Raw genomic sequence first — 17547 nt, 5'->3', positions numbered from 1 at the left:
CCTCGCATCCCTCGATCCTTTTTCGGTAGCCCAAGGCTAGAGCCAGGTCGGAGCTAGCTCCGAATGGGTCCTCCCGGCGAGGTGGGAATGTGAAGTTGGCTCAAAAGCCAATTTATGAAATCGGAAACAGCCGAACCGCTGGCTCCGCCATTACTGCGGCTTCCACCGCAGGCGGAATCGAGTTCGTCAGTCGTCAACTCCCGAATTTTCTGCATGGTACTCTCCTCTCATCTGTTGAGCTTGTGCCGCTTGAGATCATGCTTGCCGCCAAAGCGAAACCCATGATGCGGACTCGCGCTGAGTCTCGCTTTGGTCGGACAGTATGCTCAAAACAGCTGGCTTATGCAGTACCCGATCCCGCCGAGGAGACCGCCGCCAATGGCACCGGGTACGGCGCCGATGCCGCCAACTGCCGCGCCACCCATGCCGCCCGTCACCCCGCCGCCCAACAGCGACTTGGCGAAATCTCCCCAGCTCCATTTGCCGCCGGCCACCGCGTCGAGTTCGTCGATGGAAAGTTCGCGAGTCGCTGCATCGTCGTGGATGCTACGTGTCATCTCAGTCCTCCTTGCTGTGTTCATGGTGCGGGACCACCCCGCAACCAGAGTGCAACATGTCTCAGCTGCCCGGAGGTCTCAGTGAGGATTATCACTGAGCTGCACATACCGCGATCAAGCTGGCGGATCCGAGCCGCGCGGATTCCAAGGGTGAGGCGAACGTCGCCATTCGTCGAACCCCGGCCCGTCATCGCGCACAATCGCATCCAGTGATGCAAATCACGCTCTATCTGATTGGCAGGGCTATTGTGGCCGCGCGGAGTTCAGGAAAGAACGATCCGCCCCGAAGACATGGCAGAGAACACGAAGGAGCGTGCGCAATGTGGGACCAGGGACCCGCCGGCAGATCCCGCATTCGGCGTCGGCAAACGCGTGGCGCGTTACAGGCGATCGCGGATGGAGTTCAGGACGCCAGTCGTTGTATCGATGACTCTCAAGGCCTCCTGTGCCTTGCCGAACCCCACCGGATTTTTGTTGCATTGCTCGGACAACTGAACCAGCCGCTTTCTCTCGCCGGTCAGAATGACGTTGGTTTTATCGACCGCAAACTTGACGACACCTCGCAACGGACTGTCGTCACCGACGTCGGTCAAATCCTTCTCCATCGTGATCAGATACTCGTAACTGGCGAGTTCGTCGGAGATCTGCAGAAGCTCGCGGATCGTGGAGTTGACACAGACGATGTCCCCGTTCGGCACGTCCGAGCGCTTGACGGTCTCGACGAGATCACTCATCAGATTCGCAAACAACGGCTTCAAGCTTTCCGCCTGCTTGCGATCGCTCTCGGAAAGGACCCCGGCCCGTGACACAGGGGACCATAGCAGACCCAGCGCTACACTCGTCACGAGCACGGCCTGCTGCGCGTGCACTGCAAACAACCGCGTTGCCCTGCCGCTCAGCGTGCGCATTCGAACCTCGGCACCGATTTCGCGCCGGTCGTTGTTGTGACCACGTCTGATCTATGCGAAAATGCCGGCATATTCATTCAATCAATTCAGTCCTTTGCGTGCTGATATGTCCACCTCGGAAACGCTCGGACAACCTGAGAATAGGAGTGCGACCTCCGAGCCGCAACGGGCATTTCGGGCGACCGCACTCGACCGCGCGGCCTCTCCCGAACAGCTTGATCAGCTCGTCGTCATCACCAGGCCTGCGGACTGGATTATCACGGTCGTTTTCCTCGTTGCGGTGGTGGCCGCGGTCGTCTGGGGCATTTTTGGGCGCGTGCCAACCCGCGTCTCCGGCGAGAGAATCCTGATCAGCAATGGCGGCAAGGTGGTTGACGCGGTCTCGGCCGCTGCCGGCCGGCTACAGTCCGTTGCCGTCACGGTCGGCGACCACGTCGACCTTGGTCAGCCGATCGCTCAGATCGTTCAGACCGACATTGAGCAGAAGCACAAGGCGGCGGTCGAAGTATTCCGGGAGCGCCAGCGCGAATATACCGACCTCAAGTCGAAGGTCGCAGCCGAGCTCGCCGCCAAGAGCCAGAATTTCGAGAAACTCGAAGCCGCGCTCGAGCAAGTCATCAAGGCGACCGGCCAGCGCGTCGATTATCTGTCGGTCGACGTCAAGAACCTCGAAGGGCTGCTCGCGAAGGGCTACACGACGCGACGCAGTCTGGAGGACCGGCGCCAGGAACTAAGCGATGCGCAGCAACGCCGCCTCGACGCGCAGAATGAGATTCTCAAGCTCAGGGCGCAGAAGACGGACCTGGAGACACAGCGCGAACGCGACGTTCAGCAATCCGAATTCACCCTGAACGAAGCGCGCCGGCAGGTGAGTGCAGCCGCGGAGCAGTTAAGCCAGAATACGCAGGTCCTCAGTCCGATGGAAGGCCGTGTCCTCGAAGTGAAGATCTCTCCCGGCTCGGTGCTCACGGTCGGGATGCCCGTGGTCCAGATCGAAAGCGAGGGCCGCAAGCTGCAGGCCGTCGTCTATATCCCGGCTGAACATGGCAAGCAGATCAGGCCGGGGATGGCGGTCCATCTCGAGCCGAGCACCGTCAAGCGCGAAGAGTTCGGCATGATGCTGGGTACGGTGTTGAGCGTCTCTGACTTCCCGATGACGCCTCAAGGCATCAGCGCAGCATTGCACAATGAAAGCCTGGTATCCCGCTTCTCTCACAATGGCGCGCCATATGCCGCTGAGGTGACTCTTCAGGAAGATGAGTCCACCGCGACGGGTTATCGCTGGGCCGTGGGCAAGGGACCCTCCACTCATTTGACGAGCGGGACGCTGGCGCGCGCCGAAATCACAACTCGGCGACAGCGGCCGCTCGATCTGGTGATCCCCTTGATCAGGCACCTCACGGGAATAGATGGATAAGCCCTCTCCTGCGTCAGCAAACGCGCGGCACGGTCGCCTGTCGGGACTGCTGCGCAAGAAGGTGAAGCGGACCCCCGTCGTCCTGCAGATGGAGGCGGTCGAATGTGGCGCTGCGGCGCTCGCGACCATTCTCGCCTATCACGGTGCCTGGATTCCTCTGGAGCAACTCCGCATTGCCTGCGGCGTATCGCGCGACGGCAGCAAGGCCAGCAATATTGTCAGGGCGGCGCGGCGATATGGCCTTGTTGCAAGAGGGTATAGTGTCGAACCGTCCGCACTGGTCCAGCTCCCGACGCCCTGTATCATCCACTGGAACTTCAATCATTTTGTGGTGCTGGAGGGTATCAAGGGCAGGCACGCCTACATCAACGATCCCGCGAGCGGCCGCAGACGCATCAGCATGGTCGAGCTCGATCTTGCCTTCACCGGGGTGGTGTTGGTCTTCGAGCGCGGCGACGAATTCAAAACGGTCGGCAGCAAGCCCAATGGGATGGGGCTGCTGCTGCGAGAGTTGCGCCACTCAAGGGCAGCGGTTGTCCTGCTGGTGATCGTAAGTATCGTGCTTGTCATTCCCAACATCCTTGCCGCGGGCTTTTCCAAGATTTTTGTCGACAACATCCTGATTCAGCACAGCGATAGCTGGCTCATGCCACTCCTGATCGGAATGGCGTTGACGGCAACTTGTCGCGCGGTGATGGTCGCGGTTCGTCAGTCGGTGCTGTTACGGCTGCAGGCCAAGCTCTCTGTTGTCATGACCAGCCGCTTCCTCTGGCGTGTGATGGCGCTGCCGCTGGAATTTTTTACACAGCGTCATGCCGGGGACGTCACCAGCCGCGTCGCGTCAAACGAGCAAATCGCGCGTCTCTTGTCCGGCGGTATTGCGATGAACGCACTCAGCTTGACGTCGGTGCTTCTGTTTGCCGGCGCGATGGCGGTCTATGACGTCAGCCTGACGGTGCTGTGCATCGCGATCGCCTTCCTGAACCTTCTGCTGCTTCGCCTGATTGGGGCACGACGGCAGGAGCTCAGCTACCGGCTCGCGGTTGAACGGGGCAAGCTCCTGGGCGCAACGGTGGGCCTGGTGCGCACCATCGAAACCATCAAGGCAAGCGGCCTGGAGGATGATGCGTTTGGCAAATGGGCGGGCCTCCAGGCCAACAATCTGAACGCCGAACAGAAGCTCGGTGCATCGGCCATCATCCTCGACATGATGCCGACGCTGCTCTCCGGGTTGATGATTGCCGCAATCCTGGGGCTAGGTGGTTTGAGGGTGATCGAAGGCTCGCTGACACTTGGCAGCCTGGTCGCATTCCAATCCCTGGCGGCGAACTTCTCGGAACCATTCGAGAATCTCGTCAACTATTTCGGCGGCCTGCAGACGATCAAGGGAGCGCTTGAACGGCTCGAGGATATTCGCAACTACCCACTCCGGCGCAAGCCGCTCGGCAACGTCGTCGATAACATTCCACCAAAGCTTGCTGGCAGGGTCGAGCTTCGCAACATCAGCTTCGGCTATTCGGTTCTGGAACCGCCGCTGCTGGCCGACCTGTCGCTGGCGATCCCCGCGGGATCGCGCGTGGCGCTTGTCGGCGTCTCCGGTAGCGGAAAATCGACGCTCGGCAAATTGATCTGCGGGCTGTACGAGCCGTGGGCGGGAGAAGTTCTCTTCGATCAATGGAAGCTGACGGACATTCCACCCCAGGAATTCGCAAATTCCGTCTCCTATGTAGATCAGGACATATTTCTGTTCGAGGGGACCGCGCGCGACAATCTGACCCTTTGGGATTCGACGGTGGATGAGCGCGACTTGATCGCCGCCGCGCGGGATGCACTGATCCATCACGACCTGGCAACGCGTCCCGGAAACTACGACTGCCACATCAATGAGGGTGGAGGCAACTTCAGCGGAGGGCAACGCCAACGTATCGAGATCGCCCGCGCGCTGGTTTGCAATCCGTCGATCCTCGTCCTGGACGAAGCAATGGCGGCCCTCGATCCGATCACGGAAAAAGTCATCGACGACAACCTGCGGCGCCGAGGTTGCACCTGTATCATTATCGCGCACCGCCTGAGCACGGTGCGCGATTGCGACGAAATCATCGTGCTGGAGCATGGCCGGATCGTGGAACGCGGCACCCACGAACAGCTTGTCGCGCTCCAGGGCGCCTACGCGAGGCTCGTGACAAGCGAATGAGTAACCCCGTTACCAAAGATGAGCATGTGAACGTAAGGCCGATTGCCGTCTCCGCCGCTCGCCGCACAGCGATCGACCCGCGGCATCCCGTTCTCCTCAACGAACGCGATCACGCGCTGGAGGTGAGTGCCGGTCATATCGATATCTTCGCGGTGGAGGCGGATGGCGTCCGACATCATCTGCTGAGATGCGAAATTGGTGAAGTAATACTGGACCTGCACACGGCTTGTGAACGGTCAGCGATGCGGCTGCAGATCGTCGCAGTCGGGGGCCCTGACGCGGAAATCACCACAGTCCCGCGAAACGAGATCGCCACGGATCGCATCTCCGGCTGGATCGCCCGACTGTCCTCGCTCGCGGCCGGCTCGGCCCGATCGGACGACGCTTCCGAACTGATCGGTGGCGAAACGAGAGAACTGCGTCCGGGCGAACGTTGCCGCGGCCCGAAGCGAAGCATCGTGTGGGCCCGCATCGATGCAGGAAGCGCGAAGATACTGGGTCTCGACCCCGAGCTCGAGGCCGGGGGTCCCTTCATTCCGCTCACAGCGGAGACCTCGCTGGAAGCTGGCGAGAGCGGCGCCAGGATCATAGCAGAGCCGACCGCACCTCAACTACCTCTGGTCTGGCCGGCCCTCGACCGCTTCCATGTCGTGATTGTCGCCAGTCTGGAGCGGAGGCTTCGAGATGAAAGGTCGTCCGAGCGGCACCAACTGGCCCGGCGAGCCGAACTGACCCGTGCGCGGACGCTGGATGCCCTCGAGCGCCTGTCCGAAGTTGTCACGGCCCCAACCGGTCGTGCGCAGGTCGAGCTGGATTCCGGCGACCCCCTGCTCGACAGTTGCCGCCTCGTCGCCGACGCATCGGGAAGCTCCATCGCTCATGCAAGCCGAACGCATCCCGCAGGCCAGAGTTTCAGCGACATTCTGCAGATCGCGCGGGCATCGCGGTTACGAATTCGTCGCGTCCAGTTGCGCGATCGCTGGTGGAGGTCCGATGCCGGCCCCCTGCTGGGGTGGCATGGGCCCGAACGCGACCCGGTCGCCCTGATCCGTGACCGGCGCGGCGGGTACACGATGATCGATCCGAAACAGGGATGGCGGCGACCGGTCAATAGCTCGGTCGCAAACGCTCTCGCACCGGAAGCGATCAGCTTCTACAAAGTCCTGCCCGCGCACCCGCTTCGCTATGGTGATCTGCTGTCATTCGCAAGCGGGGGCCTCTCCGCCAGCATGGTTCGCATGGTCCTCGCGATCATCGCCATCGGGCTGCTGTCGCTGATACCGCCGCTGGTAACAAATCTGCTGGTCAATTCCGTGATCCCACGCACGGAGATCGACCAGCTCGTCGTTTGCGCGGCGGCTCTCTCTGTCACCGCGATCGCGATGGCGGGACTGCAAGGCATGCAGGGACTGGTCACCCTCCGGCTCGAAGGCCTGCTCGACTACAGGCTCCAGGCCGCCCTCATCGATCGCCTGCTCAGGTTACCGGCGTCGCTGTTTCGCGACTACACGACCGGAGATTTGGTCGACCGTTCGATGGGCATTGAAGCGACGCGCCAGATCGTGACCGGACGGACCTTGCGAGGCTTTACATCGGCCCTGTTCGGCATTTTTAGTATTGGGCTCATGCTCTATTATGACCTCCGGCTCGGCAGCATCGCGCTCCTGCTGATCGCGCTCCGGGCGGCCGCAATCGTCGCAACCAGCGCCGTACGAATCTACTACGAAAGCAAGCACTTCAATCTGCAAGGCAAGGTCAGCGGCTTTGTGCTGCAACTAATTGCCGGCGTCAGCAAGCTTCGCGTGGCGAACGCCGCAAGTCGGGCACTGGCGCGATGGTCGGGACAATTCGCTGTTCAGAAGCGCTACTTCATCGCCTCGCAGCGAGCGGCTAACGTTCTGGTTGTCTTCGAGACGGCCTTTCCTCTTCTGGCCACATTGATCATTTTTGCGATCGCCTGGCGCACCAACAGTCAGCTCCTGGCCAATCTCGGCGCCTTTCTAGGTTTCCTCACCGCATTCGGCCAGACCACGGCAGCGATCGGCAACTTTGCCTCGAGCATGAGCGAATCGCTGGTGGTCATCCCCCATCTCACCAGGATGAAGCCGATTCTCTCCGCTGCCGCCGAGATCGCACAAGATCGACGGCCGGCGGGCGAGTTGATAGGCGAGATCGAGTTCTCCGGCGTCACCTTCCGCTATATCGAGGGTGGACCTACGGTTCTTGATGACATCACCTTGCGCGTTCCGAGGGGGGAGTATGTGGCGATTGTCGGTCCTTCAGGGAGCGGAAAATCATCGCTGTTACGATTGCTGCTGGACTTCGAACGACCGGAAGCCGGAACGATCTTCTATGATGGCAAAGCGCTGAACACGATCGAGATCAATGATGTGCGACGCCAGCTTGGGGTTGTGCTGCAAGACACGAAGCTGGCGACAGGCAGTCTGTACGAAAATATTTGCGGCGGCGTCGACCTGACGCTGGACAAGGCTTGGGAGGCCGCGCGGCTGGCGGCGCTCGACGCCGATATTCGGCAGATGCCGATGGGTATGCACACGCTCGTTGCCGAAGGCATCAATACGCTCTCGGGTGGACAGCGCCAGAGGCTGCTCATTGCCCGCGCGCTGGCTCGTTCGCCACGCATCCTGCTTTTTGACGAGGCAACAAGCGCACTCGACAATCAGACGCAAGCGATCGTCGGCGCGTCGCTGGAGCGGCTCAACGTCACGCGGATTGTCATTGCACATCGCCTGAGCACAATCCGCCACGCAGATCGAATCGTGATGCTGGTCGGTGGCAAGATCGTGCAGTCGGGAAGCTACGACGAGCTGACAGGTGGAAACGGCCCATTCGCGGAGTTTGCGCGGAGACAGCTTGTCGCCTAGCGGCCCGCCGGTCTATCTGAGCCCGGCTTGCGAGCCTATTGTCACCTATCCGATGACATGGCTGGCGATCATTGCGGGCCGCGAACCAGGAAGAATACAGGAAAGCGTGATGCACAGCAGCTTGCTGCGCATTCGGTGCGCAGCAAGCTTTGCCTCAGTATGCCGCCTTGTCCATCGGCGATCGCGTGACAACGCGGATTCCAGCGAGGATCAGAAGGGCCAAATTGATTTGACGATGCCTTCCACCGCGCCGATGACCTGCTTGATTCCGCGAACGAGGCCGTGACCACCGTTACCCGTACCGGTACCGTTGCCATCCCCATCCGCACCCCCGACAACACGATCGAGGGCTTCCATCGACATTTCATGGTCGAACTTGTTCATAGCCATTCTCCTGTTTTCGGGAGGGGCCATCCCCTCAAGCCGTGATCACTCGCATACAAGGTCACCAGGCTCGTCGCTGTGATCCGCGTCACGCTTTGGAAGCGCGCGGCTGACGCTCGCATTTGGCGCGATTGCAATCTCTTATCCCAACGATGAAGAACCAGAGGTTCATATCAACCTTATAGGGGCCTTTCAGCTCCCGTTGCCGGCCCGCAGACCTACGTCCCGAACGTAATCAGCGACCGAAAAAAACAACAAAAACAATGAAGCTCGATCCTGATTGACCACTGTTATCGTCGATTGTTCACGGGGTTTCGGTGGTCAATCGGTGATTGGCGTTGGATACGAAGGTTCGAGTTGCTAGCTCGCTACATGGCTAGACCCACTATTTCCGACATTCTATTTTCCTATCGAGGGCGGCCTAACTCGCGCGAACGTGGACCTGTCGTAGCTCGTCAAAAGCCGCCGTTCGTACGTGGCCGAAGATGCGAGCGCACACACCGATTCTCGGATGCTGCGCCGCAGCACAGCCGCGCCCTCGCCGGACTATCGAGCAAATCGGGCCGCGGCCCGGCGGAACTTCGATCGCTACCTTTGCTAGAGCCATTCGAAAAGTATACGCTGATGCGGTCAACGGGCTCGAGAGAAAGGCCCGGACGTCTGGGACGAGGGACGCTGAAGGGGTTGTTTGATCGAAAAGGCGGCGTCGTCTTGACGGCGGGTACGACGGGTATGGGCCCTGTTTCAGGCGGCCGTCACGGCGGCCCGGAAGGGGTTGTTGGCGTCGGACTTTGCATGAGCGAACCGGCAGTTTCAGCAGGCAGTCCCCCATTCAAGTGAAGGATCGCGCGACCCGTCATGAGCGGGTCCAGCACCTTCACGTCGGAGGAGCCGGGATGGACCAACGGGAAGTGCTGGCGGCGTGGGAGAAGTTCGTCGAGCGCGGAGCGTTGCCATCCGACTTGAGATCACCGGTCGCGGCGTCGTGGCAGCGATCCAGGAATCATCACGTCACCGTCGACCGTGCGCGAGCGCCGCTCGTCGCTGACGCCGAGTTGTTTCGTCATCGCTCGAAATACGCGTCGCTCCGCCATGCCGCTCGCTGCGCGCTCGAGAATTCAAAGACGTTCCTGCGCGATGCAAACTCGATCATGATCCTCACCGATCCGAGCGGCCTGATCATCGATACGCAGGGCGACGACCGGGTCATTGACGCCGGCCGCGCAGTCCATCTCGAACACGGAGGCCGCTGGAGCGAGGCCGACATCGGCACCAATGCGATTGGCGCCGCGCTAGCGGAATCGAAACCTGTCCAAATTCACGGTACGGAACATTTCTGCTCACAGGTGCAGCGGTGGACCTGCGCTGCCGTCCCGGTTCATGACCCGACCGATGGCGAACTGCTTGGGGTGGTCGATATCTCGGGTCCTGCAAGCACCTTCAACCCACAGAGCATGGCTTTGGCCGTCGCGGTCGGCCATCACGTGGAAAGCGTGCTGGCCCAATCGGTCCGTCAGGAACACGAAGAGTTGCTTTGCCGCTTTCTCGCCAAGAGATCGCAATGGGCAAACGATGAATGCATCGTGCTCGATCGTCGTGGCATGATCCTCCACGCCACCGAGCGTGCCCTGAACGCGCTCCAGCATGATCGCAACGGCATTCACAACGACGCGCCGACCCGATTCTTGAAGACGGTTCCCTTCGATGAATGGCCGAGCAGGCTGAAGGAGCTGCTTCCCAACGCGAGCTTCAACTTCGTGGAGAACGAGCGCTCCGGCATCGGCGCCATCGTGGTGCTGCATGCGCGAGGACGCCAGTTGATCACGCATCGCAGCGTCCAGAAATCGAGATCCGAATCCGAAGGCCGCGAGATCGCGAGATCATCATCTGCCCGAAAGGACTCAAAGCTAGAGCCACGGTCTCTTCAGAGCACGGCCACCGGCTTCGTTGCGCGCGACCCCGCAGTTCGTGCCATCGTCCGTCAAGTCGAGACCGCCGCAGCACGCAAGATGCCCATCCTCATCCGCGGCGAGACCGGAACCGGCAAGGAACAACTTGCCCGCCACGCCCATATGGCGAGTGGGCGAACCGGCGCGTTCGTGCCCGTGAATTGCGCCGCCCTGCCGGATAGCCTGATCGAGAGCGAGCTGTTTGGATATGCCGAGGGAGCGTTCACCGGGGCGCGGCGTGGCGGCGCGATTGGACTGGTCAAGGAGGCCGACGGCGGCACCCTGTTCCTCGACGAGATCGGCGACATGCCCGTCGCGCTGCAGGCGGTGCTTCTGCGCCTGCTCGATGACTGGACCGTGCGTCCCGTCGGCGGCGTCAGATCGAAGGTCGACGTCTTTCTCATCTCCGCCACCAACGCCAGGTTGGACAAGGCCATCGCCGAGGCCCGGTTCCGATCCGACCTGCTGTATCGCCTCAATACGCTCGAGGTCACCCTGCCGCGACTACGCGATCGCAACGACTTTGATGCCATCGTTCGCCATCTGCTCAATTCGATCGATCCGAACTGCGAAATCACCCCGACGGACATTGCGCATCTCGCCGCGCGTCCCTGGCCCGGCAACGTCCGCGAGCTCCGCAACGCTCTGGCGCGCTTCACCCTTGCCGCTGCGGACGGCTTTATCAACGAAGCCAGCGCGGAGAACATCGTTCAGCACCCCGGAACGGACTCGGGATCGCTCCACGACAGCCACCGCGCGCGAATCCTTGTGGTGTATGCCGAGACCGCCGGAAACGTCAGCGAAACCGCGCGACGTCTCGGCGTCTCAAGAAACACCATCTATCGCGCTCTCGGACAAACGAAACCCGAGTGATGCCATAGTGCCTTGAAACGGCCATGCTGCGAACATCGCAGCATGCCGAACGATGAGCGGACCACCGCTCACTTCGAACCGACGATTCCGCTCCGGTCAAAGCAGTTCCGCACCACCGCCCCGGGCCGGGCCAGCGGTGGGATCGAAGTCATCCGGCTTCTTGGCAATCAAGGTCTGCGTGGTCAGGATCAATCCGGCCACCGATGCCGCATTGCGAACCGCGCTGTAGCAGACCTTGACCGGGTCGACGATGCCGGCTTCGACAAGATCGACCGCCGAGCCATTGCGCACGTCGAGCCCGTGGCCATTCCTGGCTTTTGCAATTTTCGCGACCTCCGCCTCTCCGTCCAGACCGGCATTGGCGGCAATGTAGAAAAGCGGCCGGCTGAGCGCGCGTTGCAGCAGTTCGGCGCCCTGCCTGGCGCCTCCGTTCAGCCGATTGATCAATTCGTCGAGACTTGCAGCGACCCTGAGCAAGGCCACTCCGCCACCCGGCACAATGCCTTCCTCGATCGCGGCGCGGGTCGCGTTGATCGCATCCTCGATCAACTGGGTCCGGCGCTTCTGCTCGACCGGCGTCGCACCGCCGGCCAGTATCATCGCTGTGCCGCCGGCCAATTTGGCGATACGTTCCTGAAACTTGTCTCGCTCAATATTTTCGGGAGCAGCATCGTATTGGCGCAACACCTGCTCGCGTCGCGCCGCGATGGTCGTCTGATCGCCACCTCCCGCCGTGATCAAGGTCTTCGAGGCGGAAATCCGCACCTGGCGCGCAGACCCGAGGTCGTGCAGTTCCACCTTCTCGAGCCTTCCGCCCAGATCGGCCGAGATGACGCGCCCTCCTGTCGTGATCGCGATATCCTCGAGCATCGCCTTGCGCCAATGACCGAACTCCGGCGGGTGAATCGCGGCGACCTTGAAATTGGACTTATCCCGTCGCGCCAGCAATTGCATGATGACCGATGGCGCCACTTCCTCAGCGACGATCAGCAAAGGTCGTCCGCTCTTCTCGATGAGCGAGATCACACCAGCCAGTTGCTCCCCGGTCTGAATCTTGAGATCAGTCATGATGATGAAGGGATTGTCGAGAACCACCTGCATCTTCTCGACATCGGTGACCATGTGATGTGAAAGATAGCCGCGATCGAAGGCCATGCCTTCGACGATTTCCAGCGTTGTCTCGACCGTGTTGCCGAATTCCACCGCGACGATTCCGTGATTGCCGGCGCGCTCGAAGGCCTCGCCAACCAGGTCGCCGAGCGCGCTGTCGCCAGCGGCAATGCTTGCAACGGCCCGCAGGCCAGAAGCCCCCTGCAGCGGTCTCGCCGAGCGTCGCAACGCCGTGATGGTTTCAGCAACCGCAAGCTCCAGCCCTTCAACCAGCTCGACCGGATTGGCGCCGGCCGCCAGACATTTCAGTCCTTCCTGGACGAGAACATCGGCGAGAACTGTGGCCGTGGTGGTGCCGTCCCCCGCCACCTCATTGGTTTTCGCTGAAACCTCGCGCAACACCTGCGCACCCATATTCTCGAACGGGCACTCCAGTTCGATTTCGCTGGCAATGCTGACGCCATCGCGCGAAACGATCGGCGTGCCGATCGGTCGGTCCATGATCGCGTTCATGCCCTTCGGTCCCAGCGTCCCGCGCACCGCCTTGGCGAGCTTGGCGACGCCTCGGCCCAGCGCGGCCCGCGCAGCTTCATCGTGCAACATGATCTTCGGCATCGCATTTCCCCGGCTTTGTCTTGAAACTCGTCTGGTCTCGACTTGTTATCGATGCTGCGCAGCCGCATCACGGCAACCGTTACGTGCCGGGCGACGCCGGCATCGTTCTCGATTTCGGTACGAACGGTGTCTCGAGGTCGAACCGCGCAGCAAGCAGGCCGCGGCACAGCGCGCCGTTGAATTCAGCATTGATGCCGACGCGCCGCAGATTCGATAGATATCCGGCGAGGCCATCGGCTTTCAGCCGCGCTCCGTTTGAATCGACAAAGCCAGGCCCATCGCCGCTTGCCGGACCCGCGACGGCGCGCCGCTCGAGATAGCGCCGAACCAGCTTCTCACCCGCATCGTCGAGCGGCAGGCAACCGAGCTCCGTCAACGTCAGGCTCACGATCTCCGCCGGCGATTGCCCCAACGCGATGAGGTGACTGAGCAGCGCAACCTGCCGGCGCTGGAACGCCTTGACGAGGAACGTCTGACGCAGGCTGTCGAGGTCGCTATCGGCCTCGGCACCAAACGTCTCCTGGAACGAGCGACCCTGCGCGAGGCCCGCATTGATCTTGTCGGCGTACATGTGCTCGCCCAAGACCACGCTGACGCTCTTGACCCAGTCCAACGCACCGATGGCGCGGCGCATGTCGTCCGCCATCAGGAATGAAAAATTGGCAGCGCACCAATAGGTCGGCAAGCGAAACTCGACGTGAACGTGATCCTTCGCGTCGACAACGGCCCTGGTCACGAAATTCAGATCGGTGACGGACTCGTCGAGTTCAGGGTCCATCACACCCTGCAAGCAGGCCCATATCTCGGCCTGCTTGTCATCTGACGAGCGGCCCGGCGGCCGCTCCCTCCCCTCAATGCCACGTTTCATGGCCATCACCTCGGCGCGTGAACGGCTTCGGACAAATGGGCATAGCCGCCGCCGGCCCGGATCTTTTTCTTCTGCGCTTCGACGTCGATGCCGTAGATCCGCGCGGCGTTGAGGCCGAGAATCTTGGTCTTCGTCTCCATCGACAACACCGAACCCGTCTCCTTGGTGACGTCGGCCGGAATTTCAAAAGCCATGAACTTGTCGATCAGCCATTTCGGCGTCCAGATGCCGTAGTCGCTGCCGTAAAGGATCTTGTCCGGCCCAACCCAGAACAGCAGCTCGGAAATCACATGGGCGAAATACCCCGGCCGCGTATGGATAAAGGGCAGCGCGACCGCGAGACCCGCATAGACGTTGGTTTCCTGGGTCGCGATCCAGCAGAAATCGTCAAGTCGCGGCAGGCCGCAATGCTCGACGATGAAATTCAGGTCCTGGAACGAGGTCGCGACATCATCGATGTCGGCCACGTCAAATGCATCCCGATTGAGCGGGATGATCGTTGGTCCCTTGTGGACATGGATGTTCTTGATACCAAGCTTTTGTGCGGCTTCGAGGTACTGGTAGGACGCCTTGTCCGTCAGCTTGTAGCCCTTCGACTCGCCGCGCCATTCCGCGGTGTAGAGCTTGACGCCCTTGAGCTTGTGCTTCTCGGACAGCGCATGGAGATCTTCCAGGCCCTTGGTGCCGTCACGCGGATCGAAGGCGCCATTCAGGATGAAGCGATCCGGATGGCTCTTCTTCAACGCCGAATTTCGTTCGGTTGTGTTGAATCCGTTCTTGTAGAAATCGGTGAGATAGGTCGGCTGCAAGATCGCCATGTCGTCATAGCCCGCGACGAACAAATCGTCGAACATCGTCTTGGCATCGTATTTCTCGAACTTCTCCTTCTCCCATTTCTCCGAGGGCGGGCTCAGGTTCGAATGGTAGGCGTAGAAGCAGTCGATGAACTGCTTGCCGTGGACGTTCCTCTGGTTTGCCGGACTTCCATCCCAGAAATGCGTATGCCCATCGATGACAAAAATCTCTTCACCCTTGGCCGTCCTGTACATGGCGTTTCTCCCGATCCCGCTGGATTTGCACGTTGTTGTGAGGCGCGCGATTGATGTCGTCGAATGAGCCCGGCCGGGGTCGTGCCGGCCGGGCCTGTTCGCGGGCAGCCGTCAGACGATGTATTTCATCATCTCGTTCATGTCGCCGAACAGCATGACGGTGTTGTCATCCGTCATCACCATGCGGCCGTAGTGGGTCGAGGTCGAGATCTCGAACAGATGCGGGGTCATGACCCGGCCAAGCTCTTCCGAAATCTCGTCCATCTTGAATTCCATCTTGCCGCTGCCGTCGATGCGAATCATCGCCGGCATGTAGGTCACCTTGATATGATCATGACGACCCATGACCTCCGCGATGGCGCGCGCCTCGACGCTGTCGTTCATGGTGACGCCGCATTGATGCGACACCGTGTCCTCGAACGTGATGTCCTTCATCGATTTGAAGATGTTGTCAGTCTCGTGCAGCATGTCGATCTCCTGAAGAGTTGAGTGAAGACGTGAAGCAGTATCGGTTACGACGCGAGATTTGCCGGAACCGTCAGGCCAAGCTCGGCACCGATGCCCTTGATCCGATTCTTCGCGTGCGCTAGCGCGTCGGCGAAAGCCGCGACCTTGACACGCGGCTGCGACCAGATCGGCTGCAGATGATTGGCGGCATCGAGCGCAAGATCGGCATGCTTGGCCAGCCATTTGTTGAACAACGCAAGGTTCTGCGCCCCGTGGGTCGGATCGGTTCCGAGGATGTGGAACAGCTCGACGGTGTTGGCGAGGTTGCGCTCATAGTCGGCCTCTGCGGCGGAGACGACCGCCGGAGTGATGAAGTCGTTCTGGGCAGACGCCGCCTGCATCAGGAAGCCTGAACGGAAGAGTTCGCCGACCAGCGGTTCGAACACCACGTTGGTCGCAAAATATTGCTCCAGGTAGTCGTTTGAGCCCATCACCGATTCAACCGACTTGCGCACGCCTTGCCAGATCGGATCTTCCAGCCAGTGCTTCTTGCCGACGGCAATGTCGAACCCGGGAAGGTCGAGGCCGATTTCACTCAGATACAGAGTGATGTCCTGCGCGAAGCGAAGCTTGTAGGAAGAGTTGGTCAGGATCGCATTGTTGACCATCTGCGTGTAGCCGTAACGCTGCGCCTGCATCGTGGAGGTGCCGAGACCGAATTCGGCGTGCTTGTAGGCGCCGAGATGATTCTGCAAAATCTTCACCCAGGCGGGATCGAAACGGGTCGGCGCTCCCGACTTCCGGCCATTCTCGATGGTGTTCTGCACCATGCCGCAGATCGTCGACTGGCGCTGATAGTGCGTGCGCTCCCATTCCTGGTCGACGGCGCGGAACTTGTGCCAGTTTGAGCTTTTCGCAGCCGTCCAATCCTTGGAATAGGTCGGCGTTCCGTCCGGGAAGGAGATGATCCAGTCCTGCAGCAGGTAGCGCTCCGGATCCGGCTGAACGTCGACCGTCATGTCTTCGTAGTGGGTCGCTTTGCGGCCCTTCGGTTCAAAGTAGTTGTACTTGCGGCTGTCGGAGCCCGGGAACACCGCTGCCCCCGCCGCTCCGGATTTGACGATTACCGCCGGCTTGGTCGCTGCTGCTCTGCTTGCTTGTGCGCTCATTGCTCACTCCCTTTTGCCATTATGTTCTGCGACGAACTCTTGAACGCCGTCATCGCACCGCCGGCGTAAACTTGTCGAAATAGATGTGGTCAGGCTCGACCCCGTTCATTTGCAGGACGGGCAATACAGCGTCGATCATCGGCGTCGGCCCGCACGCATAGGCATCGACGGCGCCGCTGAATTTCTCCTCGCGCAGATGGCGCAGCACGACCTCGTGGATCAGCCCGGTCTCGCCGTCCCAGCCGTCATTTGCCTCGGCGTGCGACAGCGCCGGCACGAACTTGAAGTCGTCAAGCCGTGCCGCGATAGCTGCCAGCTCATCGAGGTAGAACAGATCGGCGCGCGTGCGGGCTCCGTAGAAAAACCGCACCGGCCTCTGCTCCCCGCTCTCGATGTGATCGGCCAGGATCGACCATAGCGGCGACATTCCCGAGCCCCCGCCGATCAGCAGCATCGGACCCGGCCGCTCTTCTCGCCGGAAGCAAGTGCCGTACGGCCCCTTTGCCGTCACGGCGTCATCGACAGCCAATTTCCCGTCAAGCTGCGACGAAAACGCGCCGTTCGGATATTTCTTGATAATGAAGCGCAGACGGGTGCTCTCGCTCGGCGGGTTTGCCATCGAAAAGGCGCGCGTGATGGTGCCATCGTGAAGCGTGAGATCTACATACTGGCCGGCCCAGAACTTCATCGGGCGCTCGATCTCGATCTCCAGCAACCTGATATCCGCTGTGAGCGCGTGGATCGCCGCCACGCGCCCGGCAAATGCCTTCACCGCGATCGAACGGCTGAGCAGGTCCTCGTCATAGTTGAGCAGCTCGACGCTGATATCGCTGTAGACGTGGGTCCGGCACAACAGCACATGTCCGGTCTCGCTCTCGTAATCCGGCAAGGCGAACGTCGAATACTTCAGCAGTTCGATGTCGCCGTCGACGAGTCTCGACTTGCAGCTGCCGCACTGGCCTTCCTTGCAGCCGTGCATCAGCGAGATGCCCTGACGAAATGCGGCGTCAAGTACCGTCTCGCCCTCTTCCACTTCCATCTCGACGCCCACTGGCTCGAAACGAACCTTGTGAATCCGCACGTCTGTCATCATCGGGCCTTGTCCTGGCAGGTGAACTGAAC

Annotated in this window: 13 protein-coding genes; 4 read left to right on the top strand and 9 right to left on the bottom strand. The window is 60.9% G+C overall.

Translation table 11 applies throughout. The features are described 5' to 3' along the window. Nucleotides 1–326: 326 nt before the first annotated feature. Nucleotides 327–557, bottom strand: a complete 231-nt coding sequence (locus tag JQ616_RS22220; RefSeq protein WP_212018041.1) for a Blp family class II bacteriocin — start codon at nucleotides 555–557, stop codon at nucleotides 327–329. Between the two features lie 380 nt (nucleotides 558–937). After that, nucleotides 938–1465: a hypothetical protein gene (locus JQ616_RS22215; RefSeq protein WP_249137139.1), complete on the bottom strand. Its 528-nt coding sequence runs from the start codon at nucleotides 1463–1465 to the stop codon at nucleotides 938–940. A 106-nt stretch (nucleotides 1466–1571) separates the two neighbouring features. On the opposite strand from JQ616_RS22215, the gene JQ616_RS22210 reads away from it, so the two are divergent. The 3 genes from JQ616_RS22210 to JQ616_RS22200 are packed head-to-tail and all read left to right on the top strand — an operon-like array spanning nucleotide 1572 to nucleotide 7961. After that, entirely contained in the window at nucleotides 1572–2882 is a 1311-nt protein-coding gene (locus JQ616_RS22210) for an NHLP bacteriocin system secretion protein (RefSeq protein WP_212018039.1), read from the top strand. Beyond that, the gene (locus JQ616_RS22205) at nucleotides 2875–5076 is read left to right on the top strand and encodes an NHLP family bacteriocin export ABC transporter peptidase/permease/ATPase subunit (protein WP_212018037.1); all 2202 of its coding nucleotides are present in this window, start codon (nucleotides 2875–2877) and stop codon (nucleotides 5074–5076) included. Before JQ616_RS22210 ends, JQ616_RS22205 begins: the two co-directional genes overlap by 8 nt. After that, nucleotides 5073–7961: an NHLP bacteriocin export ABC transporter permease/ATPase subunit gene (locus JQ616_RS22200; RefSeq protein WP_212018034.1), complete on the top strand. Its 2889-nt coding sequence runs from the start codon at nucleotides 5073–5075 to the stop codon at nucleotides 7959–7961. Before JQ616_RS22205 ends, JQ616_RS22200 begins: the two co-directional genes overlap by 4 nt. 210 nt (nucleotides 7962–8171) lie before the next feature. Here JQ616_RS22200 and JQ616_RS22195 read toward each other — a convergent pair whose 3' ends face one another. Beyond that, nucleotides 8172–8345 carry a hypothetical protein gene (locus tag JQ616_RS22195; RefSeq protein ID WP_157863303.1) on the bottom strand — a complete coding sequence of 58 codons (174 nt, stop codon included), beginning with the start codon at nucleotides 8343–8345 and terminating at the stop codon, nucleotides 8172–8174. Nucleotides 8346–9241: 896 nt separating this feature from the next. Between JQ616_RS22195 and JQ616_RS22190 the strand changes: the two genes are divergently transcribed. Beyond that, nucleotides 9242–11167, top strand: coding sequence for a sigma-54-dependent Fis family transcriptional regulator (locus JQ616_RS22190; protein ID WP_212018032.1), 1926 nt, complete (start codon nucleotides 9242–9244; stop codon nucleotides 11165–11167). A 96-nt stretch (nucleotides 11168–11263) separates the two neighbouring features. On the opposite strand, the gene JQ616_RS22185 is transcribed toward JQ616_RS22190, so the two are convergent. The 6 genes from JQ616_RS22185 to JQ616_RS22160 all read right to left on the bottom strand — a co-directional run bounded on the left by JQ616_RS22185 (nucleotide 11264) and on the right by JQ616_RS22160 (nucleotide 17518). Continuing rightward, nucleotides 11264–12892 carry a molecular chaperone GroEL gene (locus JQ616_RS22185; RefSeq protein WP_212018030.1) on the bottom strand — a complete coding sequence of 543 codons (1629 nt, stop codon included), beginning with the start codon at nucleotides 12890–12892 and terminating at the stop codon, nucleotides 11264–11266. A 79-nt stretch (nucleotides 12893–12971) separates the two neighbouring features. Continuing rightward, a complete protein-coding gene (locus JQ616_RS22180; protein WP_249137136.1) occupies nucleotides 12972–13760 on the bottom strand; it encodes an iron-sulfur cluster assembly protein in 789 nt (262 codons plus the stop codon). A gap of 5 nt (nucleotides 13761–13765) precedes the next feature. Then, on the bottom strand, nucleotides 13766–14809 hold the full coding sequence (locus tag JQ616_RS22175) for an amidohydrolase family protein (RefSeq protein ID WP_212018026.1): 1044 nt from the start codon (nucleotides 14807–14809) through the stop codon (nucleotides 13766–13768). A gap of 111 nt (nucleotides 14810–14920) precedes the next feature. After that, nucleotides 14921–15277: an MmoB/DmpM family protein gene (locus JQ616_RS22170; RefSeq protein ID WP_212018024.1), complete on the bottom strand. Its 357-nt coding sequence runs from the start codon at nucleotides 15275–15277 to the stop codon at nucleotides 14921–14923. A 44-nt stretch (nucleotides 15278–15321) separates the two neighbouring features. Then, entirely contained in the window at nucleotides 15322–16425 is a 1104-nt protein-coding gene (locus JQ616_RS22165) for an aromatic/alkene monooxygenase hydroxylase subunit beta (RefSeq protein WP_212018022.1), read from the bottom strand. A gap of 49 nt (nucleotides 16426–16474) precedes the next feature. Next, nucleotides 16475–17518, bottom strand: a complete 1044-nt coding sequence (locus JQ616_RS22160) for a 2Fe-2S iron-sulfur cluster-binding protein (protein WP_433995992.1) — start codon at nucleotides 17516–17518, stop codon at nucleotides 16475–16477. Nucleotides 17519–17547: the final 29 nt, after the last annotated feature.

The sequence above is a fragment of the Bradyrhizobium tropiciagri genome, from assembly GCF_018130545.1.
In the GTDB taxonomy this organism is placed as follows: domain Bacteria; phylum Pseudomonadota; class Alphaproteobacteria; order Rhizobiales; family Xanthobacteraceae; genus Bradyrhizobium; species Bradyrhizobium tropiciagri_A.
Note: the sequence above shows the minus strand (reverse complement) of the source record. Positions and strands in the feature narration are given on the sequence as shown.